General features: G+C 53.7%; 22 protein-coding genes. 20 read left to right on the forward strand and 2 right to left on the reverse strand.

Annotated features, from left to right (window positions below):
- Positions 1-12 precede the first annotated feature (12 nt).
- From infA to BLQ99_RS08885, 14 genes are all read left to right on the forward strand, one after another.
- Positions 13-231, forward strand: a complete 219-nt coding sequence (gene infA / locus BLQ99_RS08820; protein ID WP_093690142.1) for a translation initiation factor IF-1 — start codon at positions 13-15, stop codon at positions 229-231.
- Positions 232-272: 41 nt separating this feature from the next.
- The gene (rpmJ, locus tag BLQ99_RS08825; RefSeq protein ID WP_004092858.1) at positions 273-386 is read left to right on the forward strand and encodes a 50S ribosomal protein L36; all 114 of its coding nucleotides are present in this window, start codon (positions 273-275) and stop codon (positions 384-386) included.
- An 18-nt stretch (positions 387-404) separates the two neighbouring features.
- Positions 405-773, forward strand: a complete 369-nt coding sequence (gene rpsM / locus BLQ99_RS08830) for a 30S ribosomal protein S13 (protein WP_007289327.1) — start codon at positions 405-407, stop codon at positions 771-773.
- A 17-nt stretch (positions 774-790) separates the two neighbouring features.
- Positions 791-1,183 (forward strand): 30S ribosomal protein S11, encoded by a 393-nt coding sequence (gene rpsK / locus BLQ99_RS08835; protein ID WP_007289328.1) that lies wholly within the window; start codon positions 791-793, stop codon positions 1,181-1,183.
- 24 nt (positions 1,184-1,207) lie between these two features.
- Complete coding sequence (gene rpsD / locus BLQ99_RS08840; RefSeq protein ID WP_093690144.1) at positions 1,208-1,834, forward strand: 30S ribosomal protein S4; 627 nt, start codon at positions 1,208-1,210, stop codon at positions 1,832-1,834.
- A 100-nt stretch (positions 1,835-1,934) separates the two neighbouring features.
- Positions 1,935-2,894 (forward strand): DNA-directed RNA polymerase subunit alpha, encoded by a 960-nt coding sequence (locus BLQ99_RS08845; protein WP_093690146.1) that lies wholly within the window; start codon positions 1,935-1,937, stop codon positions 2,892-2,894.
- 15 nt (positions 2,895-2,909) lie between these two features.
- The gene (gene rplQ, locus BLQ99_RS08850) at positions 2,910-3,248 is read left to right on the forward strand and encodes a 50S ribosomal protein L17 (RefSeq protein ID WP_093690148.1); all 339 of its coding nucleotides are present in this window, start codon (positions 2,910-2,912) and stop codon (positions 3,246-3,248) included.
- Between the two features lie 95 nt (positions 3,249-3,343).
- Entirely contained in the window at positions 3,344-4,177 is an 834-nt protein-coding gene (locus BLQ99_RS08855; protein ID WP_093690150.1) for an energy-coupling factor transporter ATPase, read from the forward strand.
- Positions 4,168-5,034, forward strand: coding sequence for an energy-coupling factor transporter ATPase (locus tag BLQ99_RS08860; protein ID WP_093690152.1), 867 nt, complete (start codon positions 4,168-4,170; stop codon positions 5,032-5,034). Before BLQ99_RS08855 ends, BLQ99_RS08860 begins: the two co-directional genes overlap by 10 nt.
- Positions 5,028-5,825 (forward strand): energy-coupling factor transporter transmembrane component T family protein, encoded by a 798-nt coding sequence (locus BLQ99_RS08865; protein ID WP_093690154.1) that lies wholly within the window; start codon positions 5,028-5,030, stop codon positions 5,823-5,825. Before BLQ99_RS08860 ends, BLQ99_RS08865 begins: the two co-directional genes overlap by 7 nt.
- Positions 5,826-5,843: 18 nt before the next feature.
- Positions 5,844-6,587: a tRNA pseudouridine(38-40) synthase TruA gene (truA, locus tag BLQ99_RS08870; RefSeq protein WP_093690264.1), complete on the forward strand. Its 744-nt coding sequence runs from the start codon at positions 5,844-5,846 to the stop codon at positions 6,585-6,587.
- 147 nt (positions 6,588-6,734) lie between these two features.
- Positions 6,735-7,175: a 50S ribosomal protein L13 gene (rplM, locus tag BLQ99_RS08875; protein ID WP_093690156.1), complete on the forward strand. Its 441-nt coding sequence runs from the start codon at positions 6,735-6,737 to the stop codon at positions 7,173-7,175.
- Positions 7,176-7,198: 23 nt separating this feature from the next.
- Positions 7,199-7,591, forward strand: coding sequence for a 30S ribosomal protein S9 (gene rpsI / locus BLQ99_RS08880; RefSeq protein WP_093690158.1), 393 nt, complete (start codon positions 7,199-7,201; stop codon positions 7,589-7,591).
- Between the two features lie 323 nt (positions 7,592-7,914).
- Positions 7,915-8,571 (forward strand): hypothetical protein, encoded by a 657-nt coding sequence (locus BLQ99_RS08885; protein ID WP_093690160.1) that lies wholly within the window; start codon positions 7,915-7,917, stop codon positions 8,569-8,571.
- A 35-nt stretch (positions 8,572-8,606) separates the two neighbouring features.
- On the opposite strand, the gene BLQ99_RS08890 is transcribed toward BLQ99_RS08885, so the two are convergent.
- Both BLQ99_RS08890 and BLQ99_RS08895 read right to left on the reverse strand, forming a co-directional pair.
- Positions 8,607-9,353 carry a DUF438 domain-containing protein gene (locus BLQ99_RS08890; RefSeq protein WP_093690162.1) on the reverse strand — a complete coding sequence of 249 codons (747 nt, stop codon included), beginning with the start codon at positions 9,351-9,353 and terminating at the stop codon, positions 8,607-8,609.
- Between the two features lie 152 nt (positions 9,354-9,505).
- Positions 9,506-10,270, reverse strand: coding sequence for a transglycosylase domain-containing protein (locus BLQ99_RS08895; protein ID WP_093690164.1), 765 nt, complete (start codon positions 10,268-10,270; stop codon positions 9,506-9,508).
- Between the two features lie 131 nt (positions 10,271-10,401).
- On the opposite strand from BLQ99_RS08895, the gene BLQ99_RS08900 reads away from it, so the two are divergent.
- The 6 genes from BLQ99_RS08900 (at position 10,402) to argJ (ending at position 16,105) form a co-directional block, all read left to right on the forward strand.
- On the forward strand, positions 10,402-11,118 hold the full coding sequence (locus BLQ99_RS08900) for an N-acetylmuramoyl-L-alanine amidase (protein ID WP_093690166.1): 717 nt from the start codon (positions 10,402-10,404) through the stop codon (positions 11,116-11,118).
- Between the two features lie 36 nt (positions 11,119-11,154).
- Positions 11,155-11,994: an AmmeMemoRadiSam system protein B gene (gene amrB, locus BLQ99_RS08905; protein ID WP_093690168.1), complete on the forward strand. Its 840-nt coding sequence runs from the start codon at positions 11,155-11,157 to the stop codon at positions 11,992-11,994.
- Between the two features lie 2 nt (positions 11,995-11,996).
- Positions 11,997-12,512, forward strand: a complete 516-nt coding sequence (gene amrA, locus BLQ99_RS08910; protein ID WP_093690170.1) for an AmmeMemoRadiSam system protein A — start codon at positions 11,997-11,999, stop codon at positions 12,510-12,512.
- Between the two features lie 10 nt (positions 12,513-12,522).
- On the forward strand, positions 12,523-13,512 hold the full coding sequence (gene amrS, locus BLQ99_RS08915) for an AmmeMemoRadiSam system radical SAM enzyme (RefSeq protein ID WP_093690172.1): 990 nt from the start codon (positions 12,523-12,525) through the stop codon (positions 13,510-13,512).
- Positions 13,513-13,820: 308 nt separating this feature from the next.
- Entirely contained in the window at positions 13,821-14,855 is a 1,035-nt protein-coding gene (gene argC / locus BLQ99_RS08920) for an N-acetyl-gamma-glutamyl-phosphate reductase (protein ID WP_093690174.1), read from the forward strand.
- A 41-nt stretch (positions 14,856-14,896) separates the two neighbouring features.
- Positions 14,897-16,105, forward strand: a complete 1,209-nt coding sequence (gene argJ, locus BLQ99_RS08925; protein WP_093690176.1) for a bifunctional glutamate N-acetyltransferase/amino-acid acetyltransferase ArgJ — start codon at positions 14,897-14,899, stop codon at positions 16,103-16,105.
- Positions 16,106-16,116 lie beyond the last annotated feature (11 nt).

Consider the following 16,116-nt stretch of genomic DNA (forward strand, 5'->3'; position numbering starts at 1 on the left):
GGAGGAGATCTCATGTCCAAACAAGATGTTATTGAAGTAGAAGGTACGGTTATTGAAGCCCTGCCTAATGCGATGTTTCAGGTACAATTGGAAAATGGGCATGTTGTTTTGGCGCATGTTTCCGGCAAAATCCAGATGAATTTTATCCGGATCCTCCCCGGAGACAGAGTGACGGTTGAGCTTACGCCTTACGACTTAAAACGGGGCCGCATCACCTATCGGTTCAAATAAGACCATTTCACGGGCGCCAGACACAAAAAGGAGGTTTAATTATGAAAGTCAGACCGTCGGTCAAGCCCATCTGTGAAAAATGCAAGGTCATTAAACGCAAAGGCCATGTCATGGTTATTTGCGAAAATCCTAAACATAAACAAAAGCAAGGCTAAGGGGGTGGACTGTAAACTATGGCTCGTATTGCCGGGGTAGACTTACCGCGTGACAAACGCATCGAGATTGCTTTGACATATATTTATGGCATCGGTCTTACGCTCTCCCGGGAGATTTTGGCTGCTACCAAAATTAATCCCGATACCCGTGTGCGTGATTTGACGGAAGAGGAAATTTCTAAACTCCGTGAGACAATCGACAAGAATTATAAAGTCGAAGGCGACCTCCGCCGCGAAGAGCAGCTTAATATTAAGCGTCTCATTGAGATTGGCTGCTACCGGGGTAAACGGCATCGCGCCGGCCTGCCCGTCCGTGGCCAGCGTACCAAAACCAATGCGCGCACTCGCAAAGGTCCGAAGCGCACCGTTGCCGGCAAGAAGAAGTAGTAAGGGAGGGATAAAGCTTGGCTAACAAAAAAGTTGCCAGACCTAAAAGAAAAGAGCGTAAGAATATTGAGCATGGCGTAGCACACATCCGCTCGACGTTTAATAATACAATCGTTACGATTACCGACAGCAAAGGTAACGCCGTTTCCTGGGCCAGCGCCGGCGCCCTTGGCTTTAAGGGCTCGCGCAAGAGCACGCCCTTTGCTGCCCAAATGGCTGCTGAGCAAGCGGCCAAAGCCGCTATGGAGCATGGCATGAAACAAGTTGAGGTTTATGTAAAAGGACCGGGCGCCGGTCGCGAAGCTGCCATCCGTTCGCTGCAGGCCGCCGGTCTGGAAGTCAACCTGATTAAGGATGTGACTCCCATTCCTCACAACGGCTGCCGTCCGCCCAAGCGGAGAAGAGTATAAGATTTTGGGAGGTGTTGAACAAGAATGGCTCGTTATACAGGACCTGTTTGCAGACAATGCCGCCGCGAAGGTTTAAAACTGTACCTCAAAGGCGACAAGTGTTACAGTGATAAATGCCCCTTCTCCCGTCGGGGTTATGCGCCTGGTCAGCACGGCCAAGCCCGTAAGAAACTTTCTGAATACGGCCTCCAGCTCCGGGAAAAACAAAAGGCCCGTCGGATTTATGGCATTTTGGAAGGACAATTCCGCACTTATTTCGAGAAGGCTGACCGGCAAAAGGGTATTACCGGCGAGAACCTGCTGGTAATGCTGGAAAGACGCTTGGACAATGTAGTTTATCGTCTTGGCCTGGCGGCTAACCGGACCCAAGCCAGACAATTAGTGCGTCACGGCCATTTTACCGTGAATGGTCGCCGGGTGGATATTCCGTCGTTCCAAGTAAAAGTGGGCGATGTTATCCAGGTGCATGAGTCCAGCAAAGAATCCCCCTTATTCAAAGAAATCGCCGAAGGGCTGGCCCACAAAACCGTTCCGGCCTGGCTCGAACTTTCGGCCAATGACATGAGCGGTAAAGTGGTACGCTACCCCACCCGCGAGGAAATCGATGTGCCCATCCAAGAGCATCTTATCGTCGAGTTGTACTCCAGATAAAGCCACTGATGTTGGCAAGCAGGCAGCTTAACCATCACCCTCATATCGTGGGAATAGCGTAACTACCGATAGTTTGCGCAAAGAGGAGGGTTTTTCCCGGATGATCGAAATCGAAAAACCGAAGATCGAGATTGTGGAAATCAGTGAAGATAACCGGTATGGCAAAATTGTCTGGGAACCGCTGGAGCGGGGCTTTGGCATCACGTTGGGCAACAGTCTGCGCCGGGTACTCCTTTCATCGCTGCCCGGGGCGGCTGTTACTTCGGTCAAGATCGACGGTGTGCTTCACGAGTTTTCCACAATTCCCGGTGTTCGGGAAGACGTTACCGACATTATTCTTAACCTGAAAGAGCTGTGCCTGAAAATGCACAGCGAAGAACCCAAGGTTTTACGGATTGAGGCTCAGGGTGAGCGCGACGTTAAGGCCGGTGATATCATTGCCGACGCCGATGTTGAAATTTTAAACCCCGAGCTGCACATCGCGACCCTTGATGCCAGTGGTTCACTGAAAATGGAAATCACGGTAGAGCGCGGTCGCGGTTATGTACCGGCCGATAAGAATAAAAAGCCGGACCATGTTATTGGCGTCATCCCGGTCGATTCTATATTCTCACCCGTCCTGCGGGTGAATTACACCGTGACCGATACCCGGGTCGGTAACGTCACCGATTACGATAAGCTGACGCTGGAAGTATGGACCGACGGCAGCATGCGGCCGGAAGAAGCGGTAAGCAAAGCTGCTGGCATCTTGGTGGCGCATCTGAAGTTATTCCAAAATATTACCGGCACGCCGGTGGAAGATGAGGCAGGCGACGGCCCGTTTGCCGAAACGCCGGAAGAGACCGGACCCAAGACAATGGAAATGACCATCGAGGATCTCGATCTCTCTGTCCGCTCTTACAATTGTTTGAAGCGGGCCGGCATAAACACGGTAGCAGAGCTGACGCAAAAGACGGAAGAAGAAATGATGAAAGTCCGCAACCTTGGCCGTAAATCGTTGGAAGAAGTAAAAAAGAAGCTGGAAGAACTTGGGTTGTCGCTGGCTGAACCGGAAGAATAAAAAGGAGGGAAGAACATGGCCTACAGAAAGTTGGGACGTGACTCAAGCGCCCGCCGTGCGCTGTTGCGCAGCATCCTGACTTCCTTCTTTGCCCATGGTCGTATTGAAACGACGGAAGCAAAGGCTAAGGAAATCAGCGGCCTTGCTGATGAACTCATCACCTTGGCCAAGCGGGGCGACTTGCACGCCCGCCGTCAAGTTTTAGCATTTCTCTTGGACGAAGATGTGGTGAAAAAACTTTTTGACACCATCGCACCGAAATACGCCGACCGTCAAGGTGGCTACACCCGCGTCCTCAAACTTGGGCCGCGCAAAGGCGATGCCGCGCCCATGGCCATTATTGAATTGGTATAAATCCATAGCCTGATTTCGCAGCACAACGCGCTAGGGGCGGCCGCTTGGTCGCCCTTATGTTGTGATTGTCTGCTCCACCGTACAGGGGGAGTGTTATGGAACCCATCATTTATGCTGAAAATCTTAGTCATGTGTATACAGGTGCGGACGAGGGCGAAGTGCACGCCCTGGATGGCATTAATCTGACCGTCCGGCGCGGCGAGTTTGTTGCCATTATTGGCGCCAACGGCTCGGGCAAATCCACCTTGGCCAAACATTTTAACGCGCTACTCTTGCCGACAGGCGGACGCTGCCTGGTCGCCGGCATGGATACAAAGGTTAGTGAACATCTGTGGGACATCCGGCAAACAGTAGGGATGGTCTTTCAAAACCCTGATAACCAGATTGTGGCCGCCATTGTCGAGGAAGACGTGGCGTTTGGACCGGAAAACCTCGGAGTCGCGCCGCCGGAAATTGCCCGCCGGGTAGCAGAGGCCCTGGCAGCGGTAGGGATGGAGGAATACCGCTACCATGCGCCCCATCTCCTCTCGGGCGGGCAAAAGCAGCGGATCGCCATTGCCGGGGTTTTGGCCATGCGGCCGCACTGCCTGGTGCTCGACGAGCCTACCGCCATGCTTGACCCGCAGGGTCGGCAGGAGGTATTAGCTACGGTGCGCCGCCTGAATAGAGAAGAAGGAATCACGGTCGTGTACATTACTCATTTCATGGAAGAGGCGGTTACGGCTGACCGCGTAGTAGTAATGGAACGGGGCCGCATAGTCATGGAGGGGCCGCCGCGGGCGATTTTCAGCCAGGTCGAGCGGCTGAAGGCGATTGGCCTTGATGTGCCAGTAGCGGCCGAAGTGGCTCATTACCTCCGCCGCAGCGGCGTGTCCGTGCCGGAGCAGGTTATTACTGATGACGAATTGGCGGTGGCGTTATGTCGCTGACATTAAAGAATGTCACCTATACGTATATGGTAGGAACTCCTTATGAGCAAACAGCGCTCAAAGATATTTCCCTGGAAATTAACCGCGGTGAGTTTGTTGGCATTATCGGTCATACCGGTTCCGGCAAGTCTACCCTGGTGCAACATCTCAGTGGCTTGCTGGCGCCTACGCGCGGGGAAGTGGCGCTTGACGGCGTGAGTCTACATGCTAAAACGGACGCGGCCCGACAAGCGCGGCGCAAGGTAGGTTTGGTTTTTCAGTACCCGGAACATCAATTGTTCGAAGAAACTATTTACGACGATATTGCCTTCGGGCCACGCAACCTGGGACTGGCTGAGGAGGAAGTAGAGCAGCGGGTGCGGCGTGCTATGGCCTTCGTTGGTTTGAATTATGAGGATTATGCTAGGCGCTCGCCCTTCCGCCTGAGCGGCGGCCAAATGCGGCGAGTCGCCATCGCCGGCGTCATTGCTCTCCAGCCCGAATTTCTCATCCTTGACGAACCGTCGGCCGGGCTGGATCCACGAGGTCGGGACGACATTTTTGGGCGCATCGTCGAGCTGCACCGTGCGACAGGGACAACCGTTATCCTCGTTTCCCACAATATGGAGGACGTGGCGCGCATGGCGAGCCGGCTGCTGGTAATGGATCACGGCAGGGTAGTGCTGGACGGGCCGCCACTGGCGCTATTTCGTGAGGGAAGGGAAATACTGCGGGTCGCCGGCGTTGATGTACCGCCGGTGACGGCGCTCCTGCTGGCGCTGCGTCAGCGCGGCCTGCCCGTGGACGATACGGCCCTTACTCCCCAAGCGGCGGCGCAGGCCATTGCCACTGCCTGCAGGAGGAGAAAACCATGTTGAACGACATAACTATCGGGCAGTATTTCCCGGGCCGGTCGCTGCTGCATCGCCTCGATCCCCGTACAAAGATTGCCGGTACGCTTTTATTTATTACCGCCATTTTTTTTGCCGAAAGTTATTTGGCTTATGGTATCCTTTTTCTGTGGACGGCTGCCCTGATTGCCATGTCCGGCGTGCCCGTCCGGCTGGTGCTTAAGTCGCTGAAACCGCTGTGGCTTATTGTTGTCTTAACCCTGGGTATTCATATTTTTACGACGCCGGGCAATGTTATTTATCAAATCGGCCCGTTAACGGCAACCAAGGAAGGCCTGCGGCAGGGGCTGTTAATGGCGGCGCGGCTGGTATTGCTTATCGCCGTTTCCTCGCTCCTCACCTTTACGACATCGCCGATTGCCCTGACCGACGGCATTGAGCGGCTGCTTAACCCCTTCAAGCGCTTCGGCCTGCCGGCCCATGAACTGGCAATGATGATGACCATTGCTCTCCGCTTCATTCCGACGCTGCTGGAAGAAACGGACCGGATTATGAAGGCCCAGATGGCGAGAGGGGCCGATTTTGCTTCCGGGAATATCCTCCGGCGGGCGCAAAATATGGTGCCGCTCTTAGTGCCGCTCTTTATCAGCGCTTTTCGGCGGGCCGACGAACTGGCAACGGCGATGGAAGCACGGTGCTATCGGGGCGGCCAGCACCGCACGCGCATGAAGGAGCTGCGTCTGGCGAGCCGCGATTATATCGCCCTTGTGGCGGTGGTAGCGCTGCTTGTCATATTAGTCGTGCTGCGTTATTACTAGGAGGGACCTGTGGACGATATGGCTGAGCAGCGGTATTTAAAACTGACGGTTGCCTATGACGGAACGGCCTATCACGGATTTCAGCGCCAGGCCAATGCGATCACCGTGCAACAGGTTTTGGAAGAACGGTTGGCAATCATTTTCGGCCACCCGCTGAAAGTAACGGGTGCGGCCCGTACCGACGCCGGTGTGCATGCCTACGGCCAAGTTGTCAGTTTCGCCACATCCGGGACCATCCCTACGGCCAATATCGTCCGGGCCGCCAAAAGTGTACTGCCGCCCGATATTGTGGTCGTCAAAGCGGAAGAAGTGAGTGCCGATTTTCACGCCCGGTTTTCCGCCCGGAGCAAAATTTATTTGTACCGCGTCTACAACGCTGCCGTAGCCGACCCATTTCGGCGCAACTACGCCTGGCATGTGACGCAACTTTTGGATGCGGCGGCGATGGACGCCGCCGCCCAAACCGCGGTGGGCACTCATGACTTTTCTGCTTTCCGGGCCGCCGGCGGTCCGCCGGTCAGCCCGGTACGAACCATATACGAGGCCGGTTGCACCCGTGAAGGCGACATAATTGAATTTCGCTTTTGGGGTAACGGTTTTTTGTATCATATGGTGCGCAACTTGGTCGGCACGCTGGTAGATGTGGGGCTGGGGCGGCTGACCAGGGACGGTTTTACCCGCATTTTAGCCGGGCGTGACCGTACCCGGGCGGGCATTACCGCACCGCCGCAGGGCCTTTATCTCAAAGAAATTTTTTACTGAAAAGCGGGGGCAGACAAGGCGAAGTCCTTGACATTGACAGGCCCTTTTATTACAATATGCTTATGAGATTTTTGCCATGATTCCTTAGCCCCGGAACTCATCGGATAAAAATCACGTTTCGCAGTTTTTTGGCAAGGAGGGACGCCCATGAAAACAACCTACATGGCTAAACCAGCCGATGTGCAGCGCAAATGGTATGTCATTGATGCAGAAGGCAAGACTCTTGGCAGACTGGCCGCCGAAGTGGCTAAAATCCTTCGCGGCAAACATAAACCTACCTATACTCCGCATGTGGATACCGGCGATCATGTCATCGTCGTTAATGCGGACAAAGTAGTACTGACCGGTAAAAAGCTCACGCAAAAAACCTACTTCCGTCATTCCGGTTATCCTGGCGGTACGACCTTTACGCCTGCCGGGAAGATGCTGGCGGAAAGACCCGAACGGGTTATTGAACTCGCGGTCAAAGGCATGCTGCCCAAGAACCGTCTGGGCCGGCAAATGTATCGCAAGCTCAAGGTCTATCGCGGCCCTGAGCACCCCCATGCAGCGCAACAACCGGAAAAACTTGAAATCAACGTGAGATAGGCACCGGAAAGGAGGAACAGGAGATGGCACTGGTTCAATATTACGGCACCGGCCGCAGAAAAACCGCCGTTGCCCGCGTCCGGCTGATTCCCGGCGAAGGCAAAATCATCGTTAATGGCCGTAACCTCAATGATTATTTTGGGCGCAAGACCCTTGAACTGATCGTAAAACAACCGCTCCACCTGACTGACACCCTTGGCAAATATGATGTTATCGCCCGGGTAAACGGCGGCGGGCCCAGCGGCCAGGCTGGCGCTGTCCGCCATGGCATTGCCCGCGCTTTGCTTAAAGTAGATGCCGACTTCCGTCCGGCGCTGAAAAAGGCCGGATTCCTGACTCGCGACCCGCGGGAAAAGGAACGTCGCAAGTATGGCCTCAAAAAGGCCCGCAAGGCGCCCCAATTCTCCAAACGTTAATATTCTCTTTGGCGCAAGCAGAGCCCGCAAAGGTTTGTCCTTTTCGGGCTCTTTTTATTGTTTGGCGTAGCAAAGAGATGGTTATTGCGAAAACCATATAGTTTTTATCCGTTCATTTGTGGCAGTTAGTGGAAAATATATTTTTCACCTGTTAGCCTGTAACATAAGTCAATTTTAAAAATAAGTCAAGCCTGAGCCCATATATTTTAAACGTCAACGCCCTTTAATATTTTTATTCCCTACGGCAGGAAAATAGCGGCAGAAGTTCAATTTTATAAGTGCCGGATAAACTTTTATCGCGAAGTGGGACAGGAGGCATACTCATGAAAAAACTGACAGCATTGGTATTGGCCGCGCTAATTCTTGCGACGGCCGGGACGGCGTTTGCCAATCTGGACGATACACGGGCCACCATTGCCGCGCGCTACAGCGAATACCGGCTGGTGATTGACACCGATAATCAGCTCTGGACCAAAGCGGAATGGGAAGCCACCGGTTATAAGAAAGCCAAGGCCGCTTCCTTTTTGCACGCCTTTGAGCGCCAAGGGCTGCATATCCAGATGGAAGTACAGTATGAAAATAACAGTCCCGGCGCTTTGGTCAAAGCCCAACGCTTTACTCCCGACCTGGCCATCAAAATTAAGGACTTCAAGCACTACTTTCCCGAAATCTACGCGCTGATTGCATCCCCGAAGGCGGAGGCATTTGCTACCTACCGCGACCTTACCCGCAATTTCCAGGAAGCTAAATCGCCGGTGACCATGGGCGTGGTGGTTAAAACGCCGCCGGCGCCGGGGAAAGGGGGCTATTACACCCTAATCGCCTTTAACGTGCAAGACGAGGGCCGGTTACTTAAAGATGCCAAATATATTAATGAGAATACCTATATCCGCGAATTTACAATTGAGCGGATTTTCCGTTCCGCCGCCCAAGACGCCCTTGGCAATGGCGACTGGACGCCAATTAAAAAATACTTTTAACGTTAAATCCCGGGTTTTTTTGCCCGGGATTTTGCCTAGACCAGCGGTTTAAAGTCACAGTAGCCAACTTCATCGCAGCGCGTTTTCAGTTCCTGCCATAAGGCTTCGTCTGTCACCAGCCGGAGAGCGGCAGGATAAAGGATGTGGTTTTCCTTGTAAATATGGTCGCTTAAATCGTAGACCAGCGCCTGGGCCAGTTCATGCAGTTCCTGCTGAAACCGGGAAAATTCGATATGGTTTCCTTGTTTGGCTAAATTCTTGAGAGCCTGTTTTTTGCTACGCAGCGCAGAGTGCTCCATGTTCATAACTTCCACCGTACCACCGATATTGCGCTTGGTAAGTTCCGGGAATACTACTTGTTCTTCCCGTGCATGATGATGTTCAGCGGCCAGCAGGTTGTCGGCAATTGTTTCCAGCTTGGCCAGCATTGTCGCGGTAAGGGCCGGCGCTTGCTGAACCTGACCGTTCAAATCTTCCAGCGCGTTAAGGGTGCGGAGAATTTGATCATGTTCGTCAATCATCGTCCTAACCGGATGCCAGGGCGGGGTAGCGGCGCGGATTTGGGCCAGTTCTTCCTCTAACGTTTTGAGATGAAGGGTCCGGAGGTCGTGCAAGTCGCGGACATCCATGCCGATAGCTTCAAGATGCTCTTCCGCGTGACGCAATTCTTCCGGACGGATGTGGGCAAAAATTACTTTGGCTTCGCGCTTGATTTGGGCTAAGTCTTCGCCGGCGCGGTAGCGTTTGATAAGGTCGACAATCATCTCGACACGCTGCTTCATAACAGTCCTCCTTCGTAGCCTGCCGTCGGCCAGACAAACGACAGCTAGTCTTTTCTATAGCCTGTCCGCAGGACAGCCGGACTATGCCAAACAAGGCAACACCCCAAAACGGCAAACGCACCGAAAAAAGAACCGCCGGCGGCGGTTCTCTCCTAGCGGGCCAGGCGGAGCGGCTGACGTTTAGCCTCTTCGGCCTGGTTAGGGCCAATATAACCCTGTTTGACCATGACGGCCAGAACCACGGCTTGGCGCTGTTTGGCAGCGGTTAAGTTTTCGTAGGGCGAATAAACAGACGGCGCATTGGGCAGGCCGGCCAGCAGGGCGCATTCGGCCAGATTGAGCTTCGCCGGCTCTTTGCCAAAGTAAACACGGGCGGCGTCATGGATGCCATAAGCGCCGGCGCCGAAATAGATGGTATTGAGGTACATTTCAAGGATCTCTTCCTTGGAGTAACGCAGTTCCATGTCGATAGCAAGGATTATTTCTTCTAATTTGCGGCCGACCGACTGCTCCTGTGACAGGAAAAGGTTCTTCACTAACTGTTGGGTAATCGTGCTGCCGCCTTCACGCACCTCGCCGGCCTGAAGATTGACAAGGGCGGCGCGGAGGATGCCCTCAATATCGAAACCGAAGTGCCGGTAATAACGGCTGTCTTCCACGGCAATGACGGCCTGCTGGAGTGGCAGGGGAATATCGGCCAGCTTAACATAACGCTTTTTGTCCAGCTTAGCTTCAACGGCACTTTTTAAGGCTACGAGGCGGTACAAGCGGTCCCAGGCGCCGGTTGCGTCGCGGCTTGCTGCGAGTACCTTTTCCACAGAAGGAGTTAAGGGTTTAACGATACTGCTGCCACCGGCCCACCAAAAGGCGGCTACGAATAACAAAAGAAGAAGAACAAGAAAACGCCTTGTGCGCATGATTATCTCCTCCGCTTTTATTGTAGCTTAACTTGTCCCGCTTTGGCTATACTTACCATGGCGGCGCCCGGCATACCCTGCGCCGACTCGGCATAACGATTTAAGGATAGCATAAGCGGGAGGGGTTGGGTATGCGCATTTTCGCGTTCCGGCGGCGCCTGCTGCTCGCAGCCATGTTCAGCATTGCGGTGGTAGTCCTTAATCTGCTGACCATCCGGTATTTGGTGGCCGAAGATTGGGAAAAGGTTAATTTGGGGGCGCTGGCCGGCCACAAAATTGCCGTTGACCCGGGCCATGGCGGTATTGACGACGGGGCGAGCGGCAACGGCGTGGTGGAAAAAGAGGTAACACTCGCCATCAGTTTGAAATTAGCCGACATTTTGCGGCGCCATGGCGCCGAGGTCGTGCTGACCCGCGACAGCGATACCGACTATTATACCCGCGGCAAGGGCGGCAAACGCAATGACCTCCTTACCCGGGTGGAAATGATTAATAGCTCGGGGGCCGAAGTATTTATCAGCATCCATGTCAATTCCATCCGGGGCTCGGCGGCATGGGCGGGAGCGCAAGTTTTCTACAGCCCCAATCTGGAAGCCAACAAGCCGCTGGCTGAACTTGTCCAGCGCGCGCTGAAAAATTTTCCGCCCGGAAACAAGCGCCAAGCCAAGCAGGATAAGGAAATCCTTATTCTGAATCAAACCAATATTCCCGGCGTGCTGGTTGAGACAGGCTTCCTCAGCAACCCGGGCGAGGCGGCGCGTCTTGTCGATGCCGCTTACCAGCAAAAACTGGCAGAGTATATTGCCAAGGCGTTAGCGCATCATTTTAGCCAAAATGTGGGAAGATAAAAAACGCTTGTAAAGCGCCGAAAGGGGAGTGATGTCATGCATAAACTGGTTGGGTGTGCGCTTCTGCCTCATCCGCCGATCATGGTGCCGGAAGTGGGCAAGGGGGAATTGGCCCGCATTAAAGCGACGGTGGCGGCGGCGGAAAAGGCAGCTCAAACGCTGAAAGATGCAAATCCGCAGACCGTGGTGCTAATTTCGCCGCATGGGCCGGTCTTTGAAGATGCCGTCAGCATCAGTATTCATCCCCGGTTGAAGGGGAGTCTGGCGACTTTTGGCGCGCCGGATGCGGTCGTCGCCTTTGAAACGGACGGGCTTTTAGTGCGGCACATCTTGAAAAAATGCGAACGCCTCGGCGTTAACGTGGTGGAGCTTACCGACGACGTGGCCAAGATGTATCGGCTTAGTCTGCAGCTTGACCATGGCGCCGTTGTTCCGCTCTATTATTTACAAAAAGCCGGGTTTAAAGGCCAGCTGGTCCATCTGTCCATGGGCATGCTGCCGTATGAGGAGATGTATACCTTTGGCAAAGCCGTGCAGGCGGCGATTGGCATAGTGGACAAGCGGGTAGCCGTCATCGCTTCCGGCGACTTGTCGCATCGGCTTACACCCGATGCGCCGGCCGGGTACAGCCCGCACGGCGCCCAATTTGACCAGGCGGTGGTTGAGGCGCTGCAAAATATGGATGTCAAAGCCCTGCTCAACCTTGACCGCGGCCTTATCGAAGAGGCAGGCGAATGCGGCCTGCGGCCTATTTTCTTTCTTATGGGCGTAATGGGGGGACTTAATATGACAGCCGACGTTCTGTCCTACGAGGGCCCGTTCGGGGTGGGCTACGCCGTGGCTTTGTTTACTCCCAATGAAAGCAAGGGGGAATAAAAATGCCGGAAGAAAGTGCGCCGGTAGCGCTGGCGCGAAAGAGTTTGGAATACTATCTGCGGCATGGGCGCCCAATGCCGGAACCTGCCGACGTGCCGGCAGAGCTGCGCGGTCAGGCGGGCGTCTTCGTGTCGCTAAAAAAGCGGGGCGAGCTGCGCGGCTGCATCGGTACCTTTGCTCCGACGCAGCCTACCATTGCCGCCGAAATTATTCAAAACGCCATCAGCGCCGGTACGGGCGACCCCCGGTTCTGGCCGGTGGAGCTTGACGAACTGCCTGAGCTTGACATTTCGGTCGATATCCTGTCAGAGCCGGAACGGGTGGACAGCCTGGATGAGTTAGATCCGCAAAAATATGGCGTCATTGTCCGGCGGGGGCGCCGCAGCGGCCTGCTGCTGCCGATGCTGGAAGGGGTCGATACGGTGGCGGAGCAAGTGGCTATTGCCATGCAAAAAGCAGGTATTAAGCCAGATGAGGAAATTGAGCTCTACCGGTTTACCGTTACCCGGTACAAGTAGGCGGTTGAACATGCGCGAAGCTCTGTACTATGAAGCTTGTTCCAGCGGCGCTATCTGCCGGCTGTGTCCTAAGCAATGCATCATACCTGCCGGACGGACAGGTTTTTGCCGCGTAAGGAAAAATATCGGCGGCAAGTTGTATACTGCCAATTACGCGTGCGTTTCTTCTTATGGCTTAGATCCGATTGAGAAAAAGCCGCTTTATCACTTCTACCCAGGCAGTATGATTTTCTCCATCGGTACTTGGGGTTGCAATTTTGCCTGCCAATTTTGCCAAAACTGGGAGATTGCGCAAGCAACTCCCGCAACAATCGAAATGGCCCCGGAGATAGCGGTTGCCATGGCCGTGCGGGCCGGACAAGGCAATATCGGCATTGCTTATACCTATTCCGAGCCCAGCGTGTGGTATGAATATATTCTCGATACCGCCCAGGCGGCGCGCGCGGCGGGGCTCAAAAATGTATTGGTAACCAATGGTTTTATCAACCCGGAACCCCTGCGGCGGCTTTTACCGTATATTGACGCCATGAATATCGATGTTAAAGCATTTAATAGCGAGTTTTACCATCAAGTATGCGCCGGGGAACTAACCCAGGTAAAGCGCACGGTTGAATTGGCCGCCGCGGCCTGCCATGTAGAGATTACGACGCTTGTTGTTCCGGGACTTAATGACCGGGAGGAAGAACTGGTCGAACTGGCCAAATGGCTAGGGGGTATCAGTAAAGATATACCGCTGCACTTTTCCCGTTACTTTCCCCAGTATAAAATGACGGTGCCGCCAACGCCGCTGACGACCCTCAACCGCGCCTATGAACTGGCCAGGCAGCATCTGCATTATGTCTATCTGGGTAATATTGGCGGCAGCGGTATAAATACGCACTGTCCCGTCTGCGATAAGCTGGTGATTGACCGCCTGTGGCGGGATAGTCGCCTTACATCCGATAAAAAGTGCCCCCAATGCGGGAGCATGATTGCAATTATTGGCGAGGTCTTCTTCTAGAAGATCTCTTTTTTAGAAAGTATAAGTTTATAACCGCGGGGGATATAGACATAAATTGGCGCAACACAGCATGAAAACCGATTTTTAACCACGGAGAACACAGAGGCGCGATATTCATCGCGCTAAAGATTAAAGAAAAAAAATATTCCTCCGCGTCCTCTGCGGTTCTATATATTCCGTTTTGAAGTTGCCATTTTCAGGGTAGGCGCGTATGCGCTTTTTTTATTTTCGTTAGCTGGAAAAAAGTATTGAATTAATATGCGGAATGAATGTATAATTATAAATAAATTAACAAGGGAGGTTCGCTTGTGAGGGTTAGTATCATTGGGGCAACCGGTTATACCGGTGAAGAACTGTTACGGATTTTGGCAAACCACCCGGCAGCCGAAATTAAATATCTTACTTCGGAAAGTCAAACCGGCGCGAAGATCGACAGTATATACCCCCATTTTAATCACTTTTATGACCAAGCACTGGTAAATTTGGCCGACTTGGATAAAATCGTCGCCGATAGTGATGTTTTATTCATCGCGCTTCCCCATGGCCACGCCATGGAAATAGGAAAAAAAGTAAGCGGTCAGGGCGTCAAAGTGATTGATTTAGGCGCAGATTACCGTTTTAAAGATACAGCGGTTTATGAAAAATGGTACAAAATACCCCACGTTCATCCCGATGCCAAAGCGGTATACGGCCTAACTGAGTTGTATCGCGAAGCGGTGCGTACGGCCGACATTGTCGCAAATCCCGGCTGTTATACGACGGCCAGTATCTTAACCTTAGCGCCGCTTGTCAAAAATAAACTGATTGACCTGACCTCCATTGTCGTTGATGCCAAATCCGGCATATCGGGAGCAGGCCGGGGGTTAAATTTAACCCACCATTTACCGGAGGCTTTTGAAAACGTTAAGGCCTATAACATTGCCGGCCACCGTCATACGCCGGAAATTGAACAGGCTTTGTCCGAGTTAGCCGGCAGCCAGGTGGTCATTAGCTTTACGCCTCATCTCATTCCCATGTCACGAGGCATCCTGAGCACCTGCTATGCCCGGCTTCTTGACGGGGTGACGGCCAGCGTGGTCGACGAAGCGTTCCATGCCTTATACGGGCAGGAGTATTTCATCCGCCTGCTGGGCCGGGGCGGTTATCCGGCCACCAAAAATACCCGGGGTTCGAATTTCTGCGACCTTGGTTGGCATATCGACACCCGTACCGGCCGGGTTATCGTGGTAGCGGCGATTGACAACCTGGTCAAAGGAGCGGCCGGTCAGGCTGTGCAAAACCTGAATGTCATGTTTGGCCTTGAAGAGCGGACCGGCCTGACCCAAGCGCCGCTTTATCCATAGTATTATTTGTTTTAACGCACGCGATAAATGGAGGCGATTATATGCTTAAAGAAATAGGCGGAGGAATTACCGCGCCCAAAGGGTTCATGGCGGCAGGCGTAAAAGCGGGCATTAAAAAGAGCGGCAAAGAGGACATTGCCCTTATTTACAGCAAAACACCGGCCAGCGCTGCCGCCCTGTTTACGACCAACGCCATGGCTGCCGCGCCGGTTATTGTGTCCCGCCAGGCGGTAAAACACGGGACAGCCCGGGCGATTGTCATAAACTCCGGTTGTGCCAATGCCTGTACCGGACCGCAAGGACTTGCCGACGCACGGACAATGGCTGAGTTAACGGCCACGGTGTTGGGGGTAGCCCCCCACGAGGTTTTGGTAGCCTCGACCGGTATCATCGGCGTCCATCTGCCGATGGATAAAATAGCGGCCGGCATTAAACAGGCGGCGGCCGAGCTGTCGGAAACCGGCCAGGAAAAAGCGCTGCAGGCCATTATGACGACAGATACCTTTCCTAAATCCTGTGCCTATGAGTTTATGCTCAGCGGCGTACCGGTACGCATCGGCGGCATGGCGAAAGGGGCAGGCATGATCCATCCCAATATGGCGACCATGCTGGCCTTTGTTACAACCGATGCGGCGGTTGCCGCGCCTGTACTACAAAAAGCGTTAATCGAAGCGGTTAATCTTTCTTTTAATATGATTTCGGTTGACGGCGATACCAGTACTAACGATATGGTGGGCGTACTGGCCAATGGCCAGGCCGGCGCTCCGGTGATCGATAACGCCGATAGCGAGGAGTATCGTATTTTTGCCGCCGCGTTAAAGGCCGTCTGCATCAATTTAGCGAAACAAATCGTCCGCGATGGCGAGGGGGCGACCAAATTTCTCGAGATTACCGTAACCGGCGCCGAAACCTTTTCGCAGGCGAAACAGGCGGCGATGGCCGTAGCGAAATCGCCGCTGGTGAAAACCGCGTTTTTCGGGGAGGATCCCAACTGGGGCCGTATTCTCTGTGCCGTCGGCTACTCGGGGGTGCCCGTACAAAGCGAAAAAACAGCGCTGGCGATCGGCGGCATCCCCATCGTCAGAAGCGGTATGGCGACCAGTTTTGACGAGCAAGCGCTAAGAAAAGTAATGAGCGCGCGGGATATTGCCATAACAATTGACCTAGGTTTGGGCCCGGCAGCGGCCACGGTTTGGACCTGCGACTTTTCCTACGAGTACGTCAAGATCAACGGCGAGTATCATACTTAAGCCGGAAAGGG

The sequence above is a fragment of the Sporolituus thermophilus DSM 23256 genome (assembly GCF_900102435.1).
Lineage (GTDB): Bacteria > Bacillota > Negativicutes > Sporomusales > Thermosinaceae > Thermosinus > Thermosinus thermophilus.